The sequence below is a fragment of the uncultured Rothia sp. genome, assembly GCF_916715725.1.
GTDB lineage: Bacteria > Actinomycetota > Actinomycetes > Actinomycetales > Micrococcaceae > Rothia.
This window is the reverse complement of the sequence record NZ_CAKAPD010000006.1, coordinates 66,706-92,976: the sequence shown is the minus strand read 5'-3', so window position 1 is coordinate 92,976 and position 26,271 is coordinate 66,706. Positions and strand designations below refer to the sequence as shown.

18 protein-coding genes are annotated in these 26,271 nt (G+C 60.7%); 16 read left to right on the top strand and 2 right to left on the bottom strand.

Translation table 11 applies throughout. The annotated features are described in order from the left end of the window. Positions 1–305 precede the first annotated feature (305 nt). The gene (locus QZ822_RS05170; RefSeq protein ID WP_294643104.1) at positions 306–1,670 is read left to right on the top strand and encodes a class II 3-deoxy-7-phosphoheptulonate synthase; all 1,365 of its coding nucleotides are present in this window, start codon (positions 306–308) and stop codon (positions 1,668–1,670) included. A gap of 157 nt (positions 1,671–1,827) precedes the next feature. Here the strand turns inward: QZ822_RS05170 and QZ822_RS05165 are convergent, their stop codons facing one another. After that, positions 1,828–3,525 (bottom strand): serine/threonine-protein kinase, encoded by a 1,698-nt coding sequence (locus QZ822_RS05165; RefSeq protein ID WP_294643102.1) that lies wholly within the window; start codon positions 3,523–3,525, stop codon positions 1,828–1,830. 247 nt (positions 3,526–3,772) lie between these two features. On the opposite strand from QZ822_RS05165, the gene QZ822_RS05160 reads away from it, so the two are divergent. Next, positions 3,773–4,141, top strand: a complete 369-nt coding sequence (locus QZ822_RS05160) for an Rv2175c family DNA-binding protein (RefSeq protein WP_294643100.1) — start codon at positions 3,773–3,775, stop codon at positions 4,139–4,141. 128 nt (positions 4,142–4,269) lie between these two features. Here QZ822_RS05160 and QZ822_RS05155 read toward each other — a convergent pair whose 3' ends face one another. Beyond that, positions 4,270–5,502 (bottom strand): polyprenyl synthetase family protein, encoded by a 1,233-nt coding sequence (locus tag QZ822_RS05155; RefSeq protein WP_294643097.1) that lies wholly within the window; start codon positions 5,500–5,502, stop codon positions 4,270–4,272. 180 nt (positions 5,503–5,682) lie between these two features. Between QZ822_RS05155 and dinB the strand changes: the two genes are divergently transcribed. From dinB to QZ822_RS05085, 14 genes are all read left to right on the top strand, one after another. Continuing rightward, a complete protein-coding gene (gene dinB / locus QZ822_RS05150; RefSeq protein WP_294643095.1) occupies positions 5,683–7,143 on the top strand; it encodes a DNA polymerase IV in 1,461 nt (486 codons plus the stop codon). Positions 7,144–7,438: 295 nt separating this feature from the next. After that, entirely contained in the window at positions 7,439–7,840 is a 402-nt protein-coding gene (locus QZ822_RS05145; protein ID WP_049337555.1) for a DUF3040 domain-containing protein, read from the top strand. A gap of 642 nt (positions 7,841–8,482) precedes the next feature. Next, on the top strand, positions 8,483–8,914 hold the full coding sequence (mraZ, locus tag QZ822_RS05140; protein WP_005506565.1) for a division/cell wall cluster transcriptional repressor MraZ: 432 nt from the start codon (positions 8,483–8,485) through the stop codon (positions 8,912–8,914). Positions 8,915–9,015: 101 nt separating this feature from the next. Beyond that, positions 9,016–10,080, top strand: coding sequence for a 16S rRNA (cytosine(1402)-N(4))-methyltransferase RsmH (gene rsmH, locus QZ822_RS05135; RefSeq protein WP_060823677.1), 1,065 nt, complete (start codon positions 9,016–9,018; stop codon positions 10,078–10,080). A 20-nt stretch (positions 10,081–10,100) separates the two neighbouring features. Next, positions 10,101–11,072, top strand: coding sequence for an amino acid ABC transporter ATPase (locus QZ822_RS05130; RefSeq protein ID WP_294643092.1), 972 nt, complete (start codon positions 10,101–10,103; stop codon positions 11,070–11,072). A 62-nt stretch (positions 11,073–11,134) separates the two neighbouring features. Next, positions 11,135–13,000, top strand: coding sequence for a penicillin-binding protein 2 (locus QZ822_RS05125; RefSeq protein ID WP_294643090.1), 1,866 nt, complete (start codon positions 11,135–11,137; stop codon positions 12,998–13,000). Positions 13,001–13,168: 168 nt separating this feature from the next. Beyond that, positions 13,169–14,914 carry a Mur ligase family protein gene (locus QZ822_RS05120; RefSeq protein ID WP_294643088.1) on the top strand — a complete coding sequence of 582 codons (1,746 nt, stop codon included), beginning with the start codon at positions 13,169–13,171 and terminating at the stop codon, positions 14,912–14,914. Continuing rightward, entirely contained in the window at positions 14,907–16,526 is a 1,620-nt protein-coding gene (murF, locus tag QZ822_RS05115) for a UDP-N-acetylmuramoyl-tripeptide--D-alanyl-D-alanine ligase (protein ID WP_294643087.1), read from the top strand. The genes QZ822_RS05120 and murF overlap by 8 nt, the downstream gene beginning before the upstream one ends. A gap of 6 nt (positions 16,527–16,532) precedes the next feature. Next, positions 16,533–17,738, top strand: coding sequence for a phospho-N-acetylmuramoyl-pentapeptide-transferase (mraY, locus tag QZ822_RS05110; RefSeq protein ID WP_049340736.1), 1,206 nt, complete (start codon positions 16,533–16,535; stop codon positions 17,736–17,738). Further along, positions 17,738–19,324: a UDP-N-acetylmuramoyl-L-alanine--D-glutamate ligase gene (gene murD / locus QZ822_RS05105; protein WP_294643085.1), complete on the top strand. Its 1,587-nt coding sequence runs from the start codon at positions 17,738–17,740 to the stop codon at positions 19,322–19,324. Before mraY ends, murD begins: the two co-directional genes overlap by 1 nt. A 149-nt stretch (positions 19,325–19,473) precedes the next feature. Continuing rightward, complete coding sequence (locus QZ822_RS05100) at positions 19,474–21,663, top strand: FtsW/RodA/SpoVE family cell cycle protein (RefSeq protein WP_294643083.1); 2,190 nt, start codon at positions 19,474–19,476, stop codon at positions 21,661–21,663. Between the two features lie 211 nt (positions 21,664–21,874). Continuing rightward, positions 21,875–22,975 (top strand): undecaprenyldiphospho-muramoylpentapeptide beta-N-acetylglucosaminyltransferase, encoded by a 1,101-nt coding sequence (murG, locus tag QZ822_RS05095; RefSeq protein ID WP_070830462.1) that lies wholly within the window; start codon positions 21,875–21,877, stop codon positions 22,973–22,975. Then, positions 22,975–24,474, top strand: coding sequence for a UDP-N-acetylmuramate--L-alanine ligase (gene murC, locus QZ822_RS05090; protein WP_294643081.1), 1,500 nt, complete (start codon positions 22,975–22,977; stop codon positions 24,472–24,474). The genes murG and murC overlap by 1 nt, the downstream gene beginning before the upstream one ends. A 9-nt stretch (positions 24,475–24,483) precedes the next feature. Continuing rightward, the gene (locus tag QZ822_RS05085) at positions 24,484–26,100 is read left to right on the top strand and encodes a cell division protein FtsQ/DivIB (protein WP_294643079.1); all 1,617 of its coding nucleotides are present in this window, start codon (positions 24,484–24,486) and stop codon (positions 26,098–26,100) included. The last annotated feature ends 171 nt before the right edge of the window (positions 26,101–26,271 follow it).

Below are 26,271 nucleotides of genomic sequence, written 5' to 3'. Positions count from 1 at the left end.
TTGAGACAGTACCCCAAACGGGTGCGCACATACGCCAGAGGGCGGGATGCGGTACGCGCCGCATCCCGCCCTTTCGTATGCCGTTCTGCAACGGCACTTATCAACCCGCTTATCGCCGATACCGGGTGGCGCTATCTAAACATGTGAGATGTACCTGACTGCAGGGTTAGGGGATGAAGCAAGCAAGAGTACAATTAGTCTATTCATCCCTGAGAACCACGTGCACGTACGCCGAACACGGCGCACCGGGCACCCGGACCAGGGCTGAACCAGAAAACGCACAAGACCATCCCGATGGAGTGAAGATGAGCAACCAAAACCTCAGCACCTCGCAGGCCCCCGACCACGGCCTGGACACCTGGCGCGAGCTGCACATTGACCAGCAGCCCACCTGGAGCGAGCACGAAGATTTTGAAAGCACCATCGCCGAACTGAACTCGGTGCCCCCGCTCGTCTTCGCCGGTGAGGTCGACGCCATGCGTCAGGCACTCGGCGAGGTTGCCGAAGGCCGCGCATTCCTCCTGCAGGGCGGCGACTGTGCAGAAACCTTCGCGGGCGCAACCGCCGACAAGATCTCCGGCCGCGTCAAGACCATCCTGCAGATGTCTGCAGTGCTCACCTACGGCGCCTCCATGCCCGTGGTGAAGATGGGCCGTATGGCGGGTCAGTTCTCCAAGCCGCGCTCCGCAGACATGGAAACCCGCGGCGACGTCACCCTGCCCTCCTTCCGCGGCGAGACCGTCAACGGCTTCGACTTCACCCCCGAAGCACGCGTGCACGACCCCAAGCGCATGCTGCGCGGCTACCACACCAGCGCCTCCACCCTGAACCTGGTGCGCGCCTTCACCAAGGGCGGCTTCGCAGACCTGCGTGCCGTGCACCAGTGGAACCGCGGCTTCACCTCCAACCCCGCGCACGAGCGCTACGAGAAGACCGCCAACGAAATCGGTCGCGCCCTCAAGTTCATGGAAGCCTGCGGCGTGAACTTCGAAGCTCTCAAGACCACCGACATGTACGTCGGCCACGAGGCACTCGTGCTGGACTACGAGCGTGCTCTGACCCGCATCGACTCCCGTACTCAGCTGCCCTACGACACCTCCGCGCACTTCCTATGGATCGGCGAGCGCACCCGCGGCGTCGACGATGCACACGTGGACTTCCTCTCCAAGGTCCGCAACCCCATCGGCGTGAAGCTGGGCCCGACCACCACCGCCGAGGACGCACTCGCACTGATCGACAAGCTCGACCCGAACCGCGAACCCGGCCGCCTGACCTTCATCACCCGCATGGGCGCCAAGAACATTCGCGAGAAGCTGCCCGCAATCGTTGAGGGCGTGCAGGCCGAAGGCGCGAAGGTTGTGTGGGTCACCGACCCGATGCACGGCAACACTATCTCCGTGCCCTCCGGCTACAAGACCCGCCGCTTCGACGACGTGCTCGACGAAGTTCGCGGCTTCTTCGAGGTTCACGAGGCTCTGGGCTCGTTCCCCGGCGGTATCCACGTGGAGATGACCGGCGACGACGTGACCGAATGCCTGGGCGGCTCCGACGCTATCGACGAGGCAGCACTGGCTGACCGTTACGAGTCCCTGTGCGACCCGCGCCTGAACCACTCGCAGTCCCTGGAAATTGCGTTCCTGGTCTCCGAGTACCTCAAGAACCGCGCATAAAACGTTGATGCGCCTCACCGTACTAGTCAGCGGGTACTAGCCAGTGGTACTAGTCGGCGGGGAATAGCAAAAATAATGCCCGGGTCTTCACTTATTGTGAGTGAAGACCCGGGCATCGCGTTTAACCTGCGCGCGGTATGTAGAACAAAGACAAGCTTTAGAAGGTCAGGAACGCCTCAATATTGCGCCACCACTGCGACTGCACCAGTGAGGTCGCAAGCCACCAACCGGTAAAGCTCGAACCCATACCCAGCAGAATGAGCGCCAGAGCCCAGCCGCCCACCGCCATACCGGAAGGCGGGGTCCTAAATTGCTTGGCGGGCAGGCGAGGATCCTTCTGCGACAACTGCTCGGAATCCTGAGAAGAAACGGTCTCCTCATCCGGTGAAGCCTCAGCGGCGCTCGCCGACCCCTTAGACTTCGGGCGGCGCGCACCCGAGGGGCTCAAGGAACGCTCCGCATGAATCGGGGCGTACTCGCCGTTAGCTGAGATGAACTCCTGCTCCGTCTGCGGACCAATACCGACGGACTGAGTCAGCGGGCCCCTCGCCGCGGAGGCGCGGCGGCCCATGAACGACCCTATGCCGCGCTTACCGGACTTGCCCTTTGCACCATCGTGCTCCTGGTCAGCGTCAGATTCGTCATCGTCGGAGGCGGAACGCACCAGCGGCGGAATGCCCTGGCGGTTCAGCACAGAGTCCTCCGCGTCCACGTCGGCAAGGTGCACGCCCTGACCCGCTACCGAAGCATCGTACACGAGGCTGTCGGGGGAATAGACGTCGTATGCCAGAAGGTCGCGGGCATCGCTAAACGCGCTAATCGGGGTGTTACGCACCATCTGCGCGGCACCGCTACGCTCCGCAATATCGGCAACAGCCTCCCAGAGAGGAAGCTCCGGCTCCGGGCACGAGGGTGCACGCCATGCACGCTCGGACTCACCCAGCGATTCAGAAATCTCCAGCAGAGCCGTGAACAGCTCGGTCGCATCCTCGGGGCGGGCGTGAGGCTGCTTGCGGGTACACCACGAAATCAGCCCCGCAATATCGCGGTCCGCACCCGGCGCAACATCGGTCAGCGCGGGCATCTCAATATTCGCGTTGTGGTAGAGCACCTGCTGGTCATTCTCCAGGCCCACAAAAGGCAGGCGACCGGAAAGCATGCGGTACATCATCACGCCGAGCGCAAAAATATCAGCCTGCGCGCCGACCTTCACCTTCGGATCCAGAACTTCCGGCGCCACGTAGGCGGGGGTACCCATGGGGGCGCCCGCATCCACCTGATCGTCACGGCGGGAGAGACCAAAGTCCGTGAGCTTTACCTGACCGTTAGCGTCGAGAAGAATATTGCCCGGCTTAATATCGCCGTGCAGGTAGCGGTTGGCGTGAACCTCGGAGAGCGCCTCCACCACCGGGATGAGAATATCCAGTGCCTCACCCAGGGAAAGCGCGTTACGCACACGCAACAGCTGGCTCAGGGTGCAGCCGTGCACGTACTCGAGCACGATGTACATGACCATCTGACCCGAAAAATACTCGGTACCCGAAGAAATCACGCCCACCGTATGACCGCCGCCGCCCACCTGGCGCATCGAACGCTCCTCACGGTGGAACTTCTGGCGGTTCGCCGCATCCTCAGCGAGGGCGGGGGAGAGGACCTTGAGCGCGACCGGGTTATTCGACCACAGGTCCAGCGCGTAATACACCTCGCTCATGCCGCCGCGGCCAATGAGCGAACCCACCTGGTAGTGACCCTCAATAATGGCGCCACTGAGCCACTGCGAAGAACCAATAGCGGTATCCGGGGCAGCGGGACGAGTGGCGGGAGGAACAGAAGTATTAGAAGAACGGGGGTTCACGGGAGAAATCCGGCGTGGGCTGGGAGTATTCATACGTCTCAACATTTTAGCCCGCCCACCTGGGCAGACGCGATGCCAAAGAGTGCCGAGCAGGTGAACACTCAGCGAACTCTTAAGAAGCGCCGGCGGGTCCGGCCCCAATGCACGAACAGCGGGTAACACGCAAGAACGAAGAATCCGGGAGGGGCGCCGAACCTGCGGCGGGTCAAAAGTGGTAAATACGTGCCAGCTCTGGCACTCTTAAAAGGTGACTAACGAAAATATTGCTCAGACCTTCGCCCTCGTCGGCGAGTGGGTAACTATCCCCGAAATTGCGCAGGCCCTCGACCTGAAGGTGACCCGCGTTCACAACCTGATTTCTGACGGTACGCTCATCGCTCTGCGCGACCCGGAAACTAACGTGCGCAAGGTTCCCGCGCTGTTCCTGAACGGCTCGCGCGTGCTCGAATCCCTCAAGGGAACCCTCGCGGTCCTGAAGGATTCCGGTTTCAGTGATGAAGAAGCTATCGTGTGGCTGTACACCAGCGACGACTCTCTGCCCGGCCGCCCGATCGACGCACTGATTGACGGTCGTAAGACTGAGATTCGTCGCCGTGCGCAGGCACTGGCTTGGTAATACTAGCCTGGTAACACCGGCTTGGTACTATAGCTAAATAAGTTGAGGCGGCATACTTCGGTATGCCGCCTCAACTCTTTAAACGTTTATAACTGTGCTGAACTTCTAAGCCTTGCGGCGCAGTGCATCTATGCCTTGCGGCGTAGCGCACGGTCCACAATATCGGTCAGCGCCGCATGCGCCAGCTCGTCCAGGTTCATCGCTTCCAGCGCCTCAAAAACCGCCTGAGACTTCTGCTCGATCAGCTGCTCATGCTGGGCGAAAGCACCCGAAGAAACCATCAGCTCGCGAATGCGCTCCACCTGATCATCGCTCAGGTCAGGGTTGCCCAGGCTATCGTGCAGAAGCGCCGCATCCTTCTCATCGAGGGCGGCGGAGGTGAGCGCCACCAGCACGGTGCGCTTGCCCTCGCGCAGGTCATCGCCGGCGGGCTTGCCGGTCACCTCGGGCTGACCGAAAACGCCCAGCTCATCATCGCGCAGCTGGAAACCTTCACCCAGCGGCAGACCGAACGCGCGGTAGCCTGCAAGTACCGGGTGCTGCTCGCTCACGGCGCCGGTGCCGTTCTCCAGCGCGGCAGCCTGCAAAGCCAGGGCGCCACCAATCGTGAAGGGGTGCTCGCAGGAGTACTTAGCGGACTTAAAACGGATGACGTTCAGGGCACGCTGCAGAGCCGCCTGCGCGTCCTCGGTTTCGAGAACCTCGGAGTAGACGTCCAGGTACTGGCCCGCCAGAACCTCGGTGCGCATCCGGTCAAAAATGGTACGCGCCGGGGCGCCGTAGATTGCGCCCTCACCCAGGGATGCAAAAACCTCGGCAGACCACGCCAGGGTCAGGTCGCCAGCAAGGATGCCGCCGGTCAGACCGTAATTGAAAGCATCGCCGCGCCAGCTATTCTGCTCGTGTGCCGCCTCAAAACGCTTGTGCACGGAGGGGGCGCCGCGGCGGGTATCGGAGCGGTCAATAATGTCGTCGTGAATCAGCGCGGAGGTCTGGAACAGCTCCACCGCCATACCAGCCTTCACAATGGACCAGGATGCGCGTTCCTCGGTCACGGGTGCGCCGCCGGCACCTCGCCAACCCCAGTAGCTCAGCAGCGCGCGCAGGCGCTTGCCGCCGGTGGAGAGGGACTCGATGGCCTCCAGCAGGGGCAGGGTTTCGGGGGAGATACCCTCGAGCAGCTCGCGCTGGCGGGCAAAAAACTCCGCCATGAGGGTGTCGAAAGCGTGCAGGTAGGCTTGCTGCTCTTCAGCAATACGCTCAGCAAGGTGCGCAGAAGCCGCCGGGATCTTCGGGGCTGCTACGGTGAGGCTCTCGGTCGCCTGGGGAGTGGGTGCTCCGGAAGGAGAAGGGGGAGTCATACTATCCTCGCTGATGGTCGCTGTGTACGGTCCTGGTGCGGTGTGCATTTCTTCTAGCTTAGTGGAGAAAAGCCCAAGAGAACGCATTTACGAATATATTTACTATATGATGCCACGATTTTTCGTAGAAATGTGCTATATTTTCGGTAGGTGGGCGGAATCGCGATGAGAGGAGGCGACATGGGGCAGGCTCGAACCGGCAAGAATAGCGGCGCAAGGAACGGCCGCGTCATTATGCACCTGGACATGGACGCCTTCTTCGTCAACGTTGAACTCCTCGAAAACCCCGCCCTGCGCGGAACCCCGATTATCGTGGCGCCCCTGGGCCCCCGCTCGGTCGTCTGTTCAGCCTCTTACGAGGCGCGCGCCCACGGAGTACGCTCCGGCATGCCGCTCAGCCGCGCCCAAAACCTCAGCCCCAACGCCACCGTCCTGCCGCTGCGCGGCGACTACCGGCACTACTCCCGCGCCGTCATGGGTATTCTGCACGACCTGAGCCCCTACGTGGAACAGGTCAGCGTGGACGAAGCCTTCGTGGACCTGACCGGCGCCTACCTGCACGGCCAAGACCCCGTCGCCCTGGCGCAGAGCGCTCGCGACCGCATCGCACAGGAGCTCTCCCTGCCCTCCTCGGCGGGGGTCGCGCCCAATAAACTGCTCGCCAAAATGGCATCCACCGGTAGCAAACCGAACGGGCTGTGGGTCATCCCACCCGAACGAGTGCAAGAATTCCTCGACCCCAGAAAAGTCTCCGACCTGTGGGGTGTGGGTGCGAAAAGCACCGACCAGCTCTCCCGATACGGTATTCACACCATCGCCCAAATGCGCTCCATGAGCCTCGACTGGCTCAAAGAGCGCTTCGGCACCGCCCAGGGCGAGCACCTTTGGGCCATGGCGCGCGGCATTGACGAGCGCCCCGTGATCACCGAACGCGAAGAGAAAAGCATGGGCGGCGAGCACACCTTCGAGACGGATACGACTGATGCTCGGGAGGTTAGTGCTGCTATTCGGGAGCTGAGCCTCAAGCTGGGAAAGCGGCTGCGCACCGCTGGGAAACTCGCCGGAGGGCTCAGTCTCAAAATCCGCTACAGCACCTTCGAAACGCACACCCGCGCTATTGCCCTGAACGTGCCCGTAGACTCCGGCATGCAGATTGCTTCCTTGGCGTTGGAAGCACTGCGCGCAGACGGAATCTTGGTAGGGCAGGATGCACCCTGCGCCCTGCGACTCATCGGAGTGCGCGCCGAAAAGCTCGCCCGCGCAGAAGACGGGGTGCAACAAACCCTCTTCGACTCCATAGAGAGCGGGGCAAGCTCACGCTCCGCACAAACCAGCTCCGCAAAAATCACCTCCGCACAAACTGCCTCTGCGCAAACTGTCTCTGCGCAAACTGTCTCTGCGCAAACTGTCTCTGCACAACGAGGCGGCGGCGGGGGAGCAGGCAATATGGGGTCTGGCGCTCGCTCGGGGTCTGGTGCTCGCCTCGTGAAAAGCGGCAGATGGTCCGAGGTGGAGCACGTCATGGACGCCATTCACCGCAAGTACTCGCAGGAAAGCCTCAAACCCGCCTCCGGAGTTACCGCGCCTGAGAAGAATATCGAAGAGAAGAATATCGAAGAAAAGAGCCACAATAAGGAATAGCTGAGGGGCAACAACTGGGGAGTCGATACAGCCTGGGCCATAGCATGGTCAGCGGCTATATCGCAGCCGGTTACTCGTAAAGTGCGGGCGAAGAACACCTCCGCAGAAGGCGGGAGAAAGACATAAAGAGCTTCTGACCGAAAAAGAATGCGCCAACCCCACCCGGCGCGGTACGATGGGAAGCATACGACCGGCAAGAAGCGCTCACCGCGCCAGCTGATACACTAGCTAACCCGGTTCTAACCCGGTTGATACCGACGTCATCTTGAGCAAAGACACCTCAAAGGAGAAAACGATGGCACTGTCCGAGCGTGAACAGAAGGTTCTGGACCAGCTCGAAGAACTCATGAGCAATGAGGACCCGCACTTTGCCTCCTCCATGTCTTCAACCGGCAATACTGCGCCGGTCTTTAGCGCTCGCCACTTGGCTCTCGGTATTCTCTTCGTTCTCATTGGCCTGGGCATCATTATTGGTGCGGTCGCATCTAACATGATTTGGCTGGGTGTATTCGGCTTCCTCTTTGCGGCCGGTGGCGTGTACTTCGCAACCACCAGCAAGAAGACCCCGGTAGATTCCTTCCTCGGCGGTAAGGCAGAAGGTGCAGCGCGCGTGCGTCAGCGCGAACAGAAGGAGCGCTCTTCCTTCATGAACCGCCTGGAAGACCGCTGGGATGAGCGTAATAACGGTCAGCTCTAAAGCGTTCAGTTCTAAAGTGTTCAGTTCTAAAGTGTTCAGTTCTAAAGTGTTCAGTTCTAAAGTGTTCAGTTCTAAAGTATTCAGGGTGCAGAAGCTTCGCGGCTCAGCTCATAGGGCTGACCCCCGATGCGAGAATCTCAAAACTCAAGACTGATCAAGCGGAGGTAAGAATTCTCTTACCTCCGCTTTTTCTATGCCCGAAGAACTAGTGACTATGCTCGAACTAGCGAGTATGCCCGAACTGGTGAGAGATGGAAGTATGAGGGGCTGGTGAGCGGAGCACGCCAAACCCCGAAACTAACCCCCTGAAACTAGCCCCGTCATTGAGTCTGGGTATGGCAAGCATGATGAGGGTGGAGCGCTGAGTACGCACGCCCGAAGCTGTGTAGAAGCTGTGCGTCAGCGTTAAAAATGCAGAAGAGAGCATAAAAACACTAAAAGATACTCTGCCGGGTGGGGTAGGTGGTGGAAAGTGGGGTAAAGTGGAGAGGAAAGCTGAAAGTCAGTCCTATCGCCGTGCCCTCAAACACGCGGCGGAGGCGCCGGCCCGGCACACCCCGCCACCGGCACCTACAGGAATCGTGGAGCAACCCCGCTCCCGCAGACTTTAGCGCAACGGCACACATCGGGGAGGTGAAGTGAATGTTCCTAGGTACCTACTCACCACGAATGGACGCCAAAGGACGCATCATCCTTCCCGCCAAATTCCGTGAGGAACTCTCAGCAGGCCTCGTTCTGACCCGCGGTCAAGAACGATGCCTGTACGTTTTCCCCGCCGCAGAATTTGAACGCATCCACGAACGGATGCGCACCGCGCCCCTGCCGGGACGAGCCGCCCGAGACTTCCTGCGAGTTTTCCTCTCAGGAGCCTCCGACGAACTGCCCGACAAGCAGGGACGCATCACCATCCCGCCGATACTGCGCCAATACGCAGGACTGACCGACAATCTCGTCGTCATCGGATCCGGAACCCGCGCAGAAATCTGGGATGCAGCGGCCTGGGAAGAGTACCTCGCCCGCACCGAAGCTGAATTCGCTGCCCTCGACGAGGACCCGTTCAGCCCGCTGCTCTAACCGGCATCCCGCCGACGCGACGGCTACCGCCCCGGCATCTCTAGCACCCGCACCACTCTTCCGTAAGCCTTCCCGCAGGACAAACTCTCACAGGAGCACCCATGAGCGTAGAACACGCCCCCGAAACCGGTACGACCGCCTCCGGCGCTGCCGCCAAGGTGACCGGCGCATCCATTGAGAACCTCTCCCAGCGTGAAGCCAGCGAACGCCACGTGCCCGTCATGCTGGACCGCTGCATTAACCTGCTGGCACCGGGCATTGAGCGCGCCGTCGAGGAGCGAGGCACCGCCTACGTCATTGATGGCACCCTCGGTATGGGCGGCCACTCTGAGGCGTTGCTCGAACGCTTCGAAAACCTTGTGCTGATCGGTATTGACCGCGACCTGCAGGCACACGCCATCGCCGGTGAGCGCCTGGCACGCTTCGGCGAACGCTTCGTGCCCGTCCACGCCGTCTACGACGAAATTGACCGCGCCATGGAAACCGCCGGCGTGCAGGGCATCGACGGCATCCTGATGGACTTGGGCGTCTCCTCCATGCAGCTGGACGAACGCACCCGTGGCTTCGCCTACTCCTACGATGCACCCCTGGACATGCGTATGAACTCCGAAGATGAGCTCACCGCCCGCATCGTCGTCAACGAATACAGTGAAGACCAGCTGCGCCGCATTATCCGCAACTGGGGCGAAGAGAAGTTCGCGTCGCGTATTGCTCGCGCTATCTGCACCGCCCGCGCCAACGCGCCGCTGGAAACCACCGGTGAGCTCGTGCGCATTATTCAGAAGGCGGTGCCCGTCGCCGCGCAGCGCACCGGTGGCCACCCCGCCAAGCGCACCTTCCAGGCGTTGCGCATCGAAGTGAACCACGAACTGGAAGCCCTCGAACGCGCCGTACCGGCAGCCTTGGAGGCGCTCAACCTCGGCGGCCGATTCGTCGCCATGAGCTACCACAGCCTCGAAGACAAAATCGTCAAGAGGGCACTGACCGCAGAGGCAACCTCCAAGGCACCCAAGGGCTTCCCTGTAGAGCTTGAAGAGCACAAGCCCACCGTCAAAATCATTACCCGCGGCGCCGAACCGCCTACCGACGAGGAAATCGAACAGAACTCCCGCGCCGCCAGCGCCAAGCTGCGCGCCGCCGAGAAGATCCGCATCCCCGCCAAGTAGAAGACAGAAAGCGAAGAAGAGTGAGCACCCAGCACGCATCCCAGCGCCCCACCCGCACCCAGGGCGCCCCGCGGAGTCGACGCGCCGGTTCCTCGCGCCCTGCCGCCGGCACCCCCGGCGCCGTTGGCTCTACCCGCGCATCCTCTACTGGCGGCTCTACCGGGGCGAGCCGCGCCTCCACCCGAGCCCACTCCGGCCGTACCCGCGCCGCGCGTCTGGAGCCGGTCACCGCCTCCCAGCCGGTGGTCCGCCCCGCCAGCACCGCTGCTTCGCACGGCGGTAAGCGCACCTCAACGAACGCGAGCCGTGTGCCCTCGAGCGTCCGTGCGGCAGCACGCACCGAAGAGACCCGAGAAGAGAAGCCTAAGCAGCGTAACCCGCTGTCCGCTGTGCGCCGCCGAGCCCGTAAGCTCAGCCCGCCCACCATGCTCGCTGTTTTTGCGGCAATTCCGCTGACCCTGATTTTTATTCTGCTGCTCAACGTACTGATCGTGACCCGCCAGTACGACATGGTGGATTTGCGCGCGCAGGAGCAGCAGCTTGTGCAAGAAAATCAGGCGCTGCAGCAGGAGATTGGTTTCAAGGAAGCCCCGCAGGATTTGGCGATACGCGCCAGCACCCTGGGCATGTTTGTGAGCTCTTCGCAGGCGACCCTGAACCTGCAGTCCTCCACGATTGAGGGCACCCCCACCCCGGCTGCAAGCCCGACCGGTGCTGAGGGAAACAAGCAGGAGAACCTGATTGCGCCTCCGGCGGCCGGCTCGAACGAAAGCTACGCCAAGGGCATTGTGGAGGCTGACAAGTCTGTTCAGCAGCGACACGGCCAGGCGAGCGCTTCGGCTAAGGCATCTGCAAGCGCCTCGGCAAGCCCCGCTCAGCAGGCTAACCCTGCACCGAGCGCACCTGCTAGCCCCGCCGCGTCTGCCGCACCGAGCGCCGCTCAGCAACCCAACCCTGCCGCTAGCCCCGCGGCAAGCCAGGCTGCACGATAAATACCATTGACCACAGGATGCACAGCATCACCGATAGACTAGACCAGCGAAAGGACCACCGCATGAGCTCCGACGCGCGTAAGAACGCGAACGAATCGGCATCCGGTCAGCCGGATCTGACCCGCCGTGGCTTCGTCGCAGGCGCCGCAGCCACCTGCGCTCTGGGCGTTATCGGTGCGAACCTGTTTATCCGCCAGGGCTTTGATCCCGGTGCGGTGGCGAATGCGTCCCGTCAGAAGCGTTTGCGCTCCCAGGTGCTGCCTGCTGTGCGCGGCCAGATTCTGGATATCAACGGCAATGTCATGGCGCGTACTGTGCAGCGCTATAACCTGACCGCTGATCAGAGTGCCGTGGCGACCTTCAAGCGTTACAACGAGGACCGCACCCAGAAGATTGAGGTCACCCCCAACCAGCTGGTGTACGAGATGGTCGATATTCTCAAGACCGTTGACCCGGGCATTACCGACGAGTTCATCAAGTCCAAGCTGGACGGCACCTCCAAGTACTCGGTGATTAAGGCAAATATCACCCCGGAAATTTTCAATAAGATTGATGCCCTGGGCGCGCCCTTCATCTACGGTGAGGCGTTCTCCCAGCGCCTGTACCCCAACGGTAGTGTGGGTGGCTCCGTGGTCGGCAAATACAACATTGTTGAAGAGGCTGACGGCAACGGTAAGGGCGGTACGGTTTCCCGTAACTTCTCGGTGGGCATTGAGCGTGTCTTCGAGAAGGAACTTGCCGGCACCCCCGGTGAACGTACCTACGAGATTAGTGCTGATGGTGTGCGTATCCCCGTGGCGAAGGAAGAGCAACGCCTGGCGGTGGACGGTAAAAATATTCGCCTGACCATTAACCGTGATGTGCAGTATTTTGCGCAGCAGGTGGTTCGTGCCCGCGCTGAGGAGCTGAAGGCTGAATGGTGCACCGCCATTGTTATGAATGTGCGGGACGGCTCCATTTTGGCTCTTGCTGATTCCTCCACGATGGACCCGGGCGCGGCAACCATTGAGGATGCGGCGGATATGACTCCGCGCGCTATTTCGCAGAACGTGGAGCCCGGTTCGACCGAGAAGATGCTGACTTCTTCTGCGTTGATTGAGCAGGGCCTGACGACTCCGACTAGTGTGTATGATGTGCCCGCGACCCTCACGATTGACGGCCAGACTTTCAAGGATGCGTTTGAGCACGGGGCGCAGCGGCGTACTTTCTCGGGCATTATTCATGACTCGATGAACACCGGTACGGTGCTGGTCGGTCAGAAGCTCAGCAAGGAAGAGCGCTACAACTGGTTGAAGAAGTACGGCGTCGGCGAGTTTACCGGCATTGAGCTGACCGGTGAGGAGCAGGGTATAATCGCTGATTGGCGTGATTGGGATGGCCGTCAGCAGTACACTGTGCTGTTCGGTCAGGGTGTTGCGCAGACTCCGCTGCAGACCGCCATGATTTTCCAGGCGCTGGGCAATAAGGGCGTTCGTCTGAAGCCGCGCATTGTGGACGCGATCATTGACGCCGACGGTACCGAACATAAGCGTGCCGTAGAGCCTGGCGAACGCATGGTCAGCGAGGAGACTGCCGCTTCCTGCCTGACTCTCATGGAGAATGTGGTGGAGCAAGGCCACGCCCGTCCGGCGAAGGTGACCGGCTACCGCGTGGGCGGTAAGACCGGTACTGCGGAAACTCCGAGTGAGAAGGGCGGCTACGACGGCAACACGACGTCCTTTATTGGTGTGGCGCCGATTGAGAACCCGCAGTTCTTGGTGGCGGTGACCATGCAGCGTCCTGAGGGTAGCGTGGGTGCGAACGGTACGACGGCTGAGTTCTCCAAGATTATGGAGAAGACCCTGCACACCTATAATGTGCCGCGTTCTACCGGTGAACCGGAGTTGATTCCGCTTTTTGCTGAGGATAGCCCCAATAAGACGAGCTAAAGGCGAGCGGGGGAGAGGTTCCCGGTAGCTGATTCGTGATGAAGAAGCCCCGGTACTGAACACCTGTCGAAGCCTAAAGACCGTAGAATATTGAATGACCCTGTGTGCCTTGAGCGCATTGACCATACAGAGCTCACCGCTTCTGATAGCGGGGAGGAAAGAAGGACGATGGATACCGCATCTCACGCACCCGGCCAGAACCTGCTGGGCGGCGACGCTCAGACTCTGCGCCCGAATTCTGTGCGCCCGGTGAGTTTGGCGCACCTTCGCGAACATCTGCAGGGCTTGGGTGCTCAGGTGAGTTCCCAGCCGGCTAGCGGCGTTCAGGGCTCTGAATCCGGTGAGTCCGTTGAGGTCACCGGTATCAGCATGGACTCCCGAGGCGTTCGCCCGCAGGACCTGTACGTGGCTCTGCCCGGTGCGAAGGTGCACGGCGCGCAGTTTGCTGAGGCCGCGTTGAAGCTGGGAGCTTCCGCTATTTTGACGGATGCAGCCGGTGCGCAGCTGCTGGGTGAGGCGCCGGTGCCGCTCCTGGTGACTGAGAACCTGCGCGAGTACGTCGGTCCGTTGGCGGCGCTGATTTATGGTTCGGCGTCGTTCCCTGATACTCACCGATATGCGGTGACCGGTACGAACGGTAAGACCACCTCCACCTACATGTTGGAGTCGGTGTTCCGCACCGGCCAGGGTGTGAAGACGGGTCTGATTGGCACTATTCAGATTCTGATTGATGGTGTGTCGGTTCCTTCGAAGATGACCACCCCTGAGTCTCCTCACGTGCATTCTTTGCTGACGATTATGGGTCAGCATCAGGTGCGTTGCGCCGCAATGGAGGTGTCATCGCACGCGATTGATTACCACCGTGTGGACGGCGTGAAGTATGCGGTTGCTGGCTTCACGAACCTGACCCAGGACCACCTGGATTTGCACGGCACTATGGAGCATTATTTCGACTCGAAGGCTCAGCTGTTCACCCCCGAACGTGCCGAGCTGGCTGTGATTACTGCTGATGACGAGTGGGGCGAGAAGATGTTCTCCGCCGCTTGCGAGCAGATGGGCGCTGAGCAGGTGCACCGTCTGGTGACTGCGCGCGGTGCCGGTCTGGCTGAGGTGCCCGCAGAGTTTGGTGCCCGCGACTGGGCCGTGGTGAAGGTTCAGCGTGAGGGTCTGGGCCACCGCTTCCACGTGGCTAATGGTGCCGGTGAGAGCGTTGAATGCTACACCGGTCTGCCCGCTGACTTTAACGTTTCGAATGCTGCGCTGGCGGCTCTCATGGCGTACCTGGACACTGACTCTGCTGAGCGTGCGCGTCTGCTGCCTGAGCTGGCGTCCGGTTCGGCTCTGACTCCGGTGGTGCCGGGTCGTATGCAGCTGATTTCTTTGGCTCCGCACGCGATTGTGGACTTTGCCCACAACCCTGACGGCCTGACCCGTGCCCTGGAGGCGATGGATCGCCCCGGCGACGGCAAGGTCATGATTGTTTTCGGTGCGACCGGTGAGCGTGACCAGCTCAAGCGCCCGATTATGGGTGCGATTGCGGCACAGTACGCAGATATTGTGGTTGTGACTGATGACGATCCGCACGGTGAGGCGCCCGAGCCGATTCGTGCCGCCGTTGAGGAGGGCGCGCAGAAGGCTGAGAACCGCCGAGCCACCCAGATCCTGAATATTTCTCCGCGTGCCGCCGCTATTGATGCGGCAATTGCCCTGGCGGGCGAGCATGACGCCATCCTGATTGCTGGCCGCGGCCACGAAACCGAACAGGATGTTGACGGCGTGGATATCGCCCTGGACGACCGCGTTGAAACCGCCCGTGCCCTGCGTGCGCACGGTTTCGAGATCCTGCCTGACTACCAGCGCATGCTCGATGAAAGTGACTCTAAGACCGCTGAAGGTATGGTGAAGAATGATTAAGCTCAGCGCCGCCCAGATTATTGAGGCAACCGGCGGCACCGCTATCGGCCTGGAGGGCCGTGAGGAGCAGGTGTACGCAGACTTCGCCACCACCGACTCCCGCGAGGTGCAGACCGGTACCCTGTTCGTGGCGAAGCCCGGTGCGGTCACTGACGGTCACAGGTTCATCCCCATGGCGTTTGAGCGGGGCGCGACCCTGGCGCTGGTCGAGCGCGAAGTACTCGACGAGCAGGGCGTGCCCTACCCGAGCATCCAGGTGCCCGATGTGGTGCTGGCGATGGGTGATTTGGCGCGCTACTCCATTGAGCAGATGCGTGCTCAGGGTGAGCTGACCGTTATCGGTATTACCGGTTCTGCCGGTAAGACCACCACCAAGGACCTTCTTGCCGCCATTTTCACCCCGGAGGGCCCGACCGTTGCCCCGGTCGGCTCCTACAACAGTGAGGTGGGCGTGCCCCTGACCGTTTTCCGTGCGGATGAGTCCACCCGCTACCTGGTCATTGAGATGGGTGCGGACCGTGTGGGCAACATCGAGTACCTGGCGAATATTGCGCACCCCGATCACGGTGCAATCCTGAAGGTCGGTACCGCGCACGCTGGCGAGTTCGGCGGTGTGGACAATATTGAGCGCACTAAGGGTGAGCTGGCTGAGGGCGTTCAGCCGACCGGTTCCCTGGCGCTGAACGCTGATGATGAGCGCGTGCTACGCATGGCGTCGCGTTCGGTTGCCCCCATTACTTACTTTGGCGTGGGCGAGAAGACCGACGCGAACGGTCAGCCGTACGAACGCTACGTGGCGGCGCTGAACCTGCGCACCACCGACGCCGGCTGCCCCGAATTCACTCTGCGCCTGCCCGACGGTAGCGAGTACGAGATTTCCTCACAGCTGATCGGTGAGCACCATGTGTACAACCTGCTGGCTGCGGCGACGATCGCCTACAACAGCGGTATTTCGGGTGAGAAGATTGCTCGCGCGCTCAACAAGGCGGCGGCTGCTTCGAAGTGGCGTATGGCCCGCACCGACCGTGCTGACGGCGTGACCGTCATTAACGACGCCTACAACGCGAACCCCGAGTCTATGGCGGCTGCACTGCGCACTCTGGCGCAGCTGGGCCGCACCGTTGACCCGGCGACCGGTCAGCCGCACCGCACCTGGGCTGTTCTGGGCGCCATGCTGGAGCTCGGTGACGCCTCCGTGGAGGAGCACGACCGCATCGGCCGCCTCGTGGTGCGCATGAATATTTCCAAGCTGATTGCTGTGGGCGACGAAACGAAGCCCACCTACAATGCGGCTCACCTGGAAGGCTCCTGGGGTAATGAGGCGACCTGGGTGAAGACCCCCGAAGAGGCAGAGCAGATTCTGCGCGCCGAGGTTCGCCCCGGCGACATTGTGCTCTTCAAGTCCTCGAACGGCGCGAAGCTGGGCATTCTGGGCGACCAGGTTGCTTTCGCTGAGTACACCTTCGGCACCGAGGAAGAGCAGGCACCGACCTGGCTTTCTGCCGGTGATTTTGTTGAAACCACCGATTTGAGCGACCACCTTGCCGCTCACCTGGACGGTGCCGCTAACGGTGACCGTACCTCGACCGAACAGACCACGAACGAAGGGTAGCGCTTTATGATTACCGTGCTGATTGCTGGAATCTTCGGATTCCTCATCTCCCTCACCGCGCTGCCGGTGTTCATCAAGAAGATGAAGTCTCTGAAGCTTGGCCAGCTCATCCGTGAGGAAGGCCCGGCAGCCCACCAGCATAAGGCAGGCACCCCCACCATGGCGGGTCTGATTTTCATCCCCGCGGCGATTCTCGCCTACTTCTTGACCCTGGCGGTGAGCGCCCTGCTCTTCGGTACCGCGCCGGTACCGACCGCTACCGCGTGGCTGACCATCGCCTTCACCCTGGGCATGCTCGGTGTGGGCGCGGCGGACGACATCATGAAGTTCCGCAATAAGGGCAACGAGGGCCTGACCGAGAAGCAGAAGACCATTGGTCTTCTGGGCGTGACCCTGCCCTTTGCGTACCTGGCGTTCCAGTTCCCGAATGAGTCAGGTGCTCGTCCGGCGTCGACCGCTATCTCCTTCGTGCGTGACCTGCCCATCGATCTGTTCGCGGCGGGTGCGGTCTTCGGTTCCATCCTGCTGGTTGGTTGGATTACCCTCATCTCCCTGTCCGGTACGAACGCGGTGAACTTCACCGATGGTCTGGACGGTCTGGCTGGTGGCATCATGATGACCATCTTTTCCGGCTACCTGACCATCAGCATCTGGCAGTATGTGCACGCCTGCTCCGCCGGTGCTGGCACCGCCTGCTACGATGTGCGCGACCCCGGTTCGCTGGCGCTGATTGCCGCTTCCCTGGTGGGTTCGCTGGCTGGCTTCCTCTGGTGGAACGTTTCGAAGGCACAGATCTTCATGGGCGACTCCGGTTCCCTGGCACTCGGTGGCGCAATGGTTGCTTTCGCGCTGTTCACCCGCACCGAGCTGCTTCTGCTGGTCATCGCTCTGATTCCCGTGCTGGAAGTGTTCTCTGTGATCGTGCAGAAGTTCGTGTTCAAGACCAGCCGTAAGCGTTCGGTGGCAGCGGGGGAGAAGCCCCTGCACGCGCACCGTTACTTCCGTATGACCCCCTTCCACCACCACATGGAGAAGGTCGGCGTCAACGGCATGTACTCAATTGATAAGCGAGGCATTGCCCCCGGTACCGTCAGCAGCGGCGAAGTGAACTCCGTGTTCCGCCTCTGGGTTGTTAACGCCCTCTGCGTGCTCGTCGCCCTGGCGCTGTTCTTCGGTGATTGGTTCTCGCAGACTTCTGGAGTGATTCACTAATGTCAACTATTGAACAGCCGGACGCTGCTCGCATTGAAGCGAACGCCGCCGCTATTGCGGTGAACCCGGTGTACGAGAACGAGCGCCTCGCGGAACTGACTCACTGGGGTGCCCCCTGGGCTAACCTGCGTGTGGTCGTGGTGGGCATGGGTACCAGCGGCGACGCTGTGACCGACGTGCTCGCACAGCTGGGTGCGAAGATCGTCGTCATCGACGGGGCTGATACCCCGGAGAAGCGTGAGCGCATCGAGATTTACAAGAACGCGTACGGCAATGTTGAGGGTCTGTTCGGTCCCGAGCACATGCGTGCGCTGCCCCTGGTGGACGGTCAGGAACCCGAGCTTGTGGTGACCTCCCCGGGCGTACGTCCCGACCACCCGGTCATGCTGGATGCGTATGAGCGTCGCATCCAGATTTGGGGCGATGTGGAGCTGGCATGGCGCTTGAACGAGCGTAGTGGCCTGCCGACCCCCAAGTGGCTGTGCCTGACCGGTACGAATGGTAAGACCACTACCGTGGGTATGGTCGATTCCATCCTGAAGGCTGCCGGCAAGAAGGCTATTCAGGTAGGCAACGTGGGCATGCCCATCGTGTACGCCATTGCCGACGATGAGCCCTATGAGTTCTTCGCGGTGGAGCTGTCCAGCTTCCAGCTGCACTGGACCCATTCGATGTCCCCGTACGCTTCGGTGGTTCTGAACATTGCTGAGGACCACGTGGACTGGCACGGTTCGTTCGAGCGTTACAAGGCAGATAAGGCTCGCGTGTATGAGCACACTCAGGTTGCCTGCATCTTCAACACCGACCACGTGGACACCCTGCGCATGGTCGAGAACGCGGACGTCATTGAGGGCGCTCGCGCGATTGGCTTCAGCTCCACTGAGATGCCCGCTGTGTCGATGCTCGGCCTGGCTGAGGATATTCTGGTGGACCGCGCCTTCTTGAAGAACCGTTATAACGAGGCGTACGAGCTGGCGGTTCTGGAGGACCTCGCTCCGGCACCCGGTAAGATGCCCGCGAAGCACACCGTGGAGAACGCTCTGGCGGCTGCGGCTCTGTGCCGTGCGGCTGATATTGACCCGAAGGCTGTGGGCGCTGGCCTGCGTTCCTTCAAGACCGGTGCGCACCGCAACCAGCTGGTGGGTTACGCGAACGACATCATGTGGGTGAACGATTCGAAGGCTACGAATCCTCACGCCGCGAATGCGTCGATGAGTGGTTACCCCTCGCTGGTGTGGATTGCTGGTGGCCTGTCGAAGGGCGTTGAGTACGATGAGCTGATTGCTGCTCACGCTAAGCGTCTGAAGGCTGTGCTGATTATCGGTACTGATACTGCGGCGTTGAAGTCGGCGTTGGCTAACCACGCCCCGGAGGTGCCGACCTACAATATGACCGCCGCAGTGGCTGATTCTTCGGACGGCATCGCCGTGATGAACGCGGCCGTTGCGAAGGCTGCTGAGCTGGCGCATCCGGGTGATACCGTGCTGATGGCTCCCGCGTCTGCGTCGATGGACCAGTTCAAGAATTATGCGGTGCGCGGTGATGCGTTTGCGAACGCTGTTGCCGCCCAGCTGGCTGACTCTTAGGACGTTGCCTGCAGGGGGCTCCTCGGGTGACCGGGGTGCTTTCTGCGGGTTCTTCTCGGGGGTGGGATGGTAACGGTGTCCCACCCCTGAACCTTTTTCGTGTATTCGCCACGACGGATCCGTGGCAGTTGAGGCCTATAGGAGGGCATGTGAGTACCAGCGCATCTTCGGAGCGTTCGGCTTCTTCGGCGCGTTCGACCGCGGGCGGTCGTTGGGCGTCTTTGCGAGCCGGTTTGGAGGATTTCTCTGCGCCGTTCCGTGCTCGTGCCGGTAGGCTGTACCGTCGTGGTTTGAAGGCTGACCTGTGGGATGTGCCGGTGATGCTGCTGGTGACGACCCTTGGTTTGGCTATTTTTGGCTGCATTATGGTGCTGTCGGCTTCGAGCGTCACGATGATTTCGCAGGGTCAGTCGCCGTTCTCGCAGGTTTCGTCTCAGATCATGTTCTTGGTCGTGGGCGTTCTCGCGATGGTGGGTATTACACGTATCCCGGTGGGTGTGTATCACAAGAAGTTTGTGGTGTACGCGATGCTGGCCACCGCGCTGGTCATGCAGCTTGCTGTGGTGGTCGTTGGCGTTGAGGTGAACGGTAACCGTAACTGGTTGAAGCTCCCCGGAGTCGGACAGATTCAGCCGTCGGAGTTTTCGAAGCTGGCGATTATTATGTGGCTGGCGTGGGTGTACAGCCGCCACGGCGATATTTCTCGCAGTATTTGGCGTACGCTGTTCCCCTCGATTTATGGTGTGGGCGCCCTGGTCCTGCTGATTATGCTCGGTGGTGACATGGGTACCGCTATGGTGTATGGCTTCATTTTTGTGGGCATGATGTGGCTGGCGGGTGCTTCTCGTAGCTCGTTGCTGAAGATTGGCGGCGCGTTTGCGGTGCTGGCGCTGGTGGGTGTGCTCAGTAGCGCGAACCGTGTGGCTCGTATTTTCGGTATTTGGGGTTCGTGTACGAACGCTAACTGTGACCAGGCGAATTCTGGTGAGGTGGCGTTGGCGACCGGTGGTTTCTTGGGCGTTGGCCTGGGTCAGTCGCGTCAGAAGTACAACTACCTGGCTGAGGCGCATAACGACTATATTTTCGCCATTATTGGTGAGGAGCTGGGTCTGCTGGGTACGCTGGCGGTTCTGCTGCTGTATGTGGGCCTAGTGTATTGCGCGGTGCGTATTATGCTGCGCACTACTGATCCGCTGGTGCGTCTGGCGACGGGCGGCATCATGATTTGGTTGACCTCTCAGGCGATTATCAATATGGGCATGGTGTCCCGTCTTTTGCCGGTGATTGGTGTGCCTCTGCCGTTTGTTTCGTACGGTGGTTCGTCGCTGTTGTCGTCGTTGTTTGCGGCGGGTTTGTTGTTGGCGTTTGCACGGCAGACTCCGTTGCGTGGTGCGACGGAACCGTCAAATATTGAGACCCAGAGTGTGCGTGAGGTTCGTCGTGCGAATGCTGATTGGCAGCGTCGTACGCCGTTGCAGATTGTTCTGAATCAGGAGGAGGCTGCTCGTGAGGCTGCCGGTGGTCACCTGTTGAAGGAACATAATCCTCTGAAGGTTGTTTTCGGTCCGGAGAGCACGTTGCGCCGCTGGTTGGGGTTTGCCCCGGATCAGCAGCGTGAGTTGGCTCGTATGGCTCGTGAGCAGCAGAAGGAGCAAGAACGCCAGGCCCGGGAGCAGGAGCGTCAGGAACGGGAGCAGGCTCGCCGTGAGGCGGCGCAGGCTCGTGAAGAGGCTCGTCGTGCTCGCGAGGAGGCGCGTCTGGCTCGTGAGGAAGCTGCCCGTGTGAAGGCGGAGCAGAAGGCCTCGCAGAAGGCTGAAGCTCAGAAACAGAAGGCCTCGCAGAAACCTGCACCGCAGAAGCCTGCACCGAAGAAGGTAGCTCCGCAGAAAGCTCCCGCTCAGCCGCGTACCGGCCAGCAGGTTCGTGTTGCCCAGAAGAGTACTGCCTCTACTCGAGCGGCACAGGGTAAGCCTGCTCAGACTCGTACTGCTCAGCCCCGTACCGCTCAGCAGCCTGCTGCTCAGAAACCTGCTGCTCAGAAACCCGCTACTCAGAAGCGAGTGCAGCAGCCTCGTGCTGCTCAGCCTCGTACCGCGCAGCACCGTCCGTCGGGTTCACTACCTGCGGGTCTGCAGCCGCTGCATCCTGAGGACCGTCAGCGTCGTGCCCAGCGACAGGGTAATCCTCGACAGGGCGCGCAACGTCAGGCAGCGCCGCGACAGGGTACCCAAGCAAAGGGTACTCAGGCAAAGGGTGCTCCGAAGAACGGCGCTCAGCAGCGTCCGGCTCAGGGCGCGGCTCGGAACTCGGCTCAGCGCGGCACCCGTAAGCAGGGCTAAACCCAGCGGAACCCACCCCGTGTAGCTGGCATCGTGAGAGCCGGCGTTCGGGGGAGCGGGGCTGTGGGTTGCGCTTCCGCCGGTGATGAATATGCGCTGAATAAGAGATAACGCCCTCGCCGTTGAGTCATAGCTCAATGGCGGGGGCGCTCTATTGAACAGGTGCGATAGCGTAAAATGATGCTGTACCGATGTGTTGGGAGAAAGACCTATGACGAAGAAGGCGCCCTCTATAGTCTTCGCCGGTGGTGGCACCGCCGGTCATATTAATCCGATGCTCGCGATTGCGCGTGCGGTTCGTGATCTTGAGCCGAACGCTAAGATTCTGATGCTGGGCACTGCGGACAAGATGGAAGCCGAGCTGGTTCCGGCAGCTGGTTTCGATATTGAGTTTATTCCTCGCGCGGCGTTCCCTCGTAGCATTAACCGTGACGCTTTGGCTTTCCCCGCTAAGTTCTTTGGTGGTCTGTCGAAGACCCGCCGCATCCTCAAGGAAGCAGATGCGGATGTGGTTGTTGGTGTGGGCGGCTACGTGTGCCCGCCGGCGTATCTGTCGGCGTTGAGCGCTAAGATTCCCGTGGTGATTCATGAGGCGAACGCGAAGCCCGGTTTGGCGAACCGCCTGGGTGGTACGTTCGCGAAGTTCACCGGTGTGGCGTTCCCTAATACTCCGTTCCCGCGCGCAACCCTGGTGGGCATGCCGATGAAGGACGAGATTGCCTACCTGAACCGTGAGGCGCACCGTTCGAAGGCTCGCCGTAACCTGGGCTTGGACCCGCAGAAGCCGACCGTGATTGTGACCGGCGGTTCGCTGGGTGCATTGAGCCTGAATAATGCGGTGGCGGCGTGCCGTGACCACTTTGAGGAGTGGGATTTCCAGATTCTGCACATTACCGGTAAGGGTAAGGCTGTTCTGGATGAGAACGGTGAGCTGTTGAGCGCCCCGAATTACCGTCAGATTGAGTTTAGCAACGGCATGCAGGATGTGTATGCTGCCGCTGATCTTCTACTGGTGCGTTCGGGTGCGGCGACCGTGAGCGAGGTTGCTGCGGTGGGTGTTCCCGCGATTTTTGTGCCGCTTCCCATTGGTAATGGTGAGCAGGCTCTGAATGCTCGTTCTCTGGTGGAGGCGTCTGCGGCTCTGCTGGTGAAGGATGCAGAAGTCACCGGTGAGTGGTTTGCCCGTGAGATTCCGGCTCTTATGGCGAACCCGGAGGAGCTGGAGCGCATGGGCGCTGCGGCGTATGAACTTGGTATCCGTGACGCGGCGCGCGTTATGGCTGAAGCAGTATTGAAGGCAGCTGAGAAGTAATGACTGAATTGATGAATCTTGAGATGGTGTTGCCGGCACCGCTGAACCCGCCGTTCCCTGAGCGTGCGAAGATGAGCGAGTTGGGCCGTGTGCACTTCATCGGTATTGGTGGCGCGGGTATGAGCGCTATTGCCGCTCTGATGCTGCAGGCTGGTGTGACGGTGAGCGGTTCTGACCGTGCCGAGTCGGCTACTGTTGAGTCTTTGCGTGCTGCGGGTGCTCGTGTGGGTGTTCCTCAGCAGGCTGAGAACATTGTGGACGTTGATACCGTGGTGATTTCTACTGCGATTCGTGAGGATAACCCGGAGCTTGTTGCCGCTCGTGCGCAGGGTCTGCGTGTGCTGCACCGTTCTGAGGCGCTTGCCGCTGTGATGGGTGAGTCTCAGGTGGTTGCTGTTGCCGGTACTCACGGTAAGAGCACGACTAGCTCCATGATTTCTGTGATGTTTGATCAGCTGGGTGCTGACCCGTCGTTTGCGGTGGGTACTGTGATTGCTGGTCGCGGCACGAACGCTCACCTGGGTGCTCAGGGCCCGGAGTCGATTTTTGTGGCTGAGGCTGATGAGTCGGACGGCTCGTTTGTGCGTTACCGCCCGGCTATTGCTGTGGTGACGAATGTTGAGCCGGACCACCTGGATTTCTATGAGACGGATGAGCGTGTCTTTGAGGCGTTCAACCGTTTTGTGGGTTCGCTGGCGCCCAACGGTGTTGTGGTGACCTGTGCTGATGATGCGGGCGCGGCGGCTTTGGCGGCTCGTTCTCGTGCGGCGGGTGTGCCCGTGGTGACTTACGGTGAGTCGGCGGATGCTGACTTGCGCATTAGTGAGATTACCAGTGCTGGTTCTTCCTCGTCGTCGCACCTGTCGTGGTCGTTTGAATGCCGTGGCGTGCGTTATGAGGGTGAGCAGGATATTGCTCTGAAGGTGCCCGGTATCCACAACCAGCTGAATGCTTCTGCGGCTTTTGCTTCGGCTCTGATTTCTGGTTACGAGGCTGCTGATATTGCTCGCGCGCTGGCTGATTTCGTGGGTGCCGATCGCCGCTTCACCCTGCGCGGTGAGGTTGCCGGCGTGAAGGTCTTTGACGACTACGCGCACCACCCGACCGAGGTGTTCCGTGCTTTGCAGACCGGTCGTACCGTGGCTGATGGCCATAACCTGTACGTGATTTTCCAGCCGCACCTGTTCTCGCGTACTCGCGAGTTCGCGAAGGAGTTTGCGCAGGCCCTGTCGATGTCTGATCGTGCTCATGTGCTGGATATTTACCCGGCTCGTGAGCTGCCGATTGAGGGTGTGACCAGTGAGCTGATTACCGGTGCTGGTTTCTCTGAGGTTCGTTACGCTACCGCTGAGAGTGCAATTGAGGATATTGTGGCGTGCGCTCAGGACGGCGATATTGTGATGACCGTTGGCGCTGGCGATGTGACCGCTTTGGGTGCGCGTCTGCTGGAGTCCCTGGAAATCCGTCACGGCGGCGAGTCGAAGAAGTCGGAGGCTTAGGCTGTGCCGATGAGTTCTGGTCTCTCTTCGGAGGGGCATTCCTCCTCGCGCGCGCCGAAGGCTCCGCGTTCGCGTGCTCGTTTTCGCGCCCAGCAGGTAGCTGAGAATGCGCAGGTTGAGGCGGCACAGGCTGAGGCGGTACATGCTAAGCCCGTGCAGACGCAGGCTGTAAAGAGCGCAGAAATTGCTGAGGCTGTGAAGCCCGCGGAATCTGCGAAGTCTGCGGAAGCTGTGAAGCCTGCCGGGGCTGCATCCTCGGAGGCTTCTGCCCAGTCTGCCGCTACTCAGTCTTCGAGCTCTGTGCGTCATGCCCCGCGTAAGCCGGTGGTGCATAAGTCGCACGCCCAGAACGGTGCTGATTCTTCGGCTTCCAAGAGCGCTGCGGCGGTTCATTCTTCGGCGCAGTTCCTGAAGGATTCGGTGCGTTCGGCGCTGATGACCGGTCGCACCGTCTCTGAGGTTGAGCATGCGCCCGAGCTGTTTGATGTTGAGGCGTTTGAGGATTCTTCGTCTAAGACTGAATCCGCTAAGACTGTATCCTCTCAGGCTGAGAAGAGTTCCGGCAAGGATAGCGATAAGGGTGCCGACAAGAAGTCTGCGTCCACCTCCGCCAAGGCATCTACCCAGTCTGATGCTGCCGGCTCTGGTGAAGATTCTACCGCTGAGAATGCGGACAAGACCGACGCCAAGAGCACTGATAAGGCGGTGGAGAAGGCAGCTGAAGAGCCTCGCCCCACGAGCCGTTTCGGTCGTTGGCGTGCCGAGCGTGAGCAGCAGCGTGCCGCGGAGATTGAGAAGGAGCGTGAGCGCGCGAGCCGCCAGGCTCAGCGTGAGCGTCTGCGTCAGGATCCGGGCCTGGACGGTCTGCGTGCGGAGGAACGCCCCCGTAAGGAACGTGCGCCTCTGACCCGTGCCCGCAAGCTGCTGTACACCGCTTCGGCGCTGGCTATTATTGCGGTGCTGTACGTGGTGCTGGTCTTCTTCTCGCCCCTGTTGGCGACTCAGAAGATTACGGTGCGCGGCGCATCCCTGCTGGAGACTACTCAGGTGGAGCAGAAGCTGGAGCCCCTGCGCGGTGTTCCGCTCACTCGCATCGACGAGAAGAAGGTGCGTGAGCTGATCGGGCAGGATAACGTGATTCGTAGCGTGCAGGTGGAGAGCCGCCCGCCGCATGAGCTGGTGGTGACTCTGAAGGAGCGTACCGCGGTTGCGGTTGTGAAGCAGGGCGATACGTACCATACTGTTGATAGTGATGGTGTGAGCCTGCTGGAGTCGGCAACTCAGCCCGATACCTCGGTGCCGCTGGTGCGTTTCAGCGGTGATGACCCGCAGACTTCGGCTGAATTCCACACTATTTCTACGGCGCTTTCGGCGATGCCCTCTGAACTTCTAGCTCAGGTTAAGGAAGCCAGCGCTACCTCAACCTCAAGTATCACTCTAACCTTGAGGGATAATACTACGGTGCAGTGGGGAACCGCTGAAGAGAGCGAGTTGAAGGCTAAGGTCCTTCTCTCCCTGCGCCAGGCTATTGCCAAGCGTGCTCAGGAGGAGAACTCCTCTGAGGCGCAGACGCAGAAGGTGGCCGTCTACGACGTGTCTGCCCCGCGCGTACCGGTGACCCGTTAGGGGGAACCATTCAGGCGCTTTATCCTCCCTTTTTGTGTGAAATCCGCAAAAAGAGGGGGTAATTGCGCTGTGTGACTAGGAACCAACAAAAACAGTTTGGTATCCTAGCAGATAAAGTCATTCTTTAGAGGAAACCTTCAGGCTTAGATTAAGCTGCGGGTCTTCCGAAGC

What these genes read in the sequence shown, in the direction of transcription:
- murD (WP_294643085.1), top strand. Translation starts at nt 17,738, where the DNA reads ATGTCAACTATTGAACAGCCGGACGCTGCTCGCATTGAAGCGAACGCC.
- QZ822_RS05155 (WP_294643097.1), bottom strand. Translation starts at nt 5,502, where the DNA reads ATGACTCCCCCTTCTCCTTCCGGAGCACCCACTCCCCAGGCGACCGAG.
- murG (WP_070830462.1), top strand. Translation starts at nt 21,875, where the DNA reads ATGACGAAGAAGGCGCCCTCTATAGTCTTCGCCGGTGGTGGCACCGCC.
- mraY (WP_049340736.1), top strand. Translation starts at nt 16,533, where the DNA reads ATGATTACCGTGCTGATTGCTGGAATCTTCGGATTCCTCATCTCCCTC.
- QZ822_RS05145 (WP_049337555.1), top strand. Translation starts at nt 7,439, where the DNA reads ATGGCACTGTCCGAGCGTGAACAGAAGGTTCTGGACCAGCTCGAAGAA.
- QZ822_RS05125 (WP_294643090.1), top strand. Translation starts at nt 11,135, where the DNA reads ATGAGCTCCGACGCGCGTAAGAACGCGAACGAATCGGCATCCGGTCAG.
- murF (WP_294643087.1), top strand. Translation starts at nt 14,907, where the DNA reads ATGATTAAGCTCAGCGCCGCCCAGATTATTGAGGCAACCGGCGGCACC.
- QZ822_RS05120 (WP_294643088.1), top strand. Translation starts at nt 13,169, where the DNA reads ATGGATACCGCATCTCACGCACCCGGCCAGAACCTGCTGGGCGGCGAC.
- dinB (WP_294643095.1), top strand. Translation starts at nt 5,683, where the DNA reads ATGGGGCAGGCTCGAACCGGCAAGAATAGCGGCGCAAGGAACGGCCGC.
- QZ822_RS05170 (WP_294643104.1), top strand. Translation starts at nt 306, where the DNA reads ATGAGCAACCAAAACCTCAGCACCTCGCAGGCCCCCGACCACGGCCTG.
- QZ822_RS05085 (WP_294643079.1), top strand. Translation starts at nt 24,484, where the DNA reads ATGAGTTCTGGTCTCTCTTCGGAGGGGCATTCCTCCTCGCGCGCGCCG.
- murC (WP_294643081.1), top strand. Translation starts at nt 22,975, where the DNA reads ATGACTGAATTGATGAATCTTGAGATGGTGTTGCCGGCACCGCTGAAC.
- rsmH (WP_060823677.1), top strand. Translation starts at nt 9,016, where the DNA reads ATGAGCGTAGAACACGCCCCCGAAACCGGTACGACCGCCTCCGGCGCT.
- mraZ (WP_005506565.1), top strand. Translation starts at nt 8,483, where the DNA reads ATGTTCCTAGGTACCTACTCACCACGAATGGACGCCAAAGGACGCATC.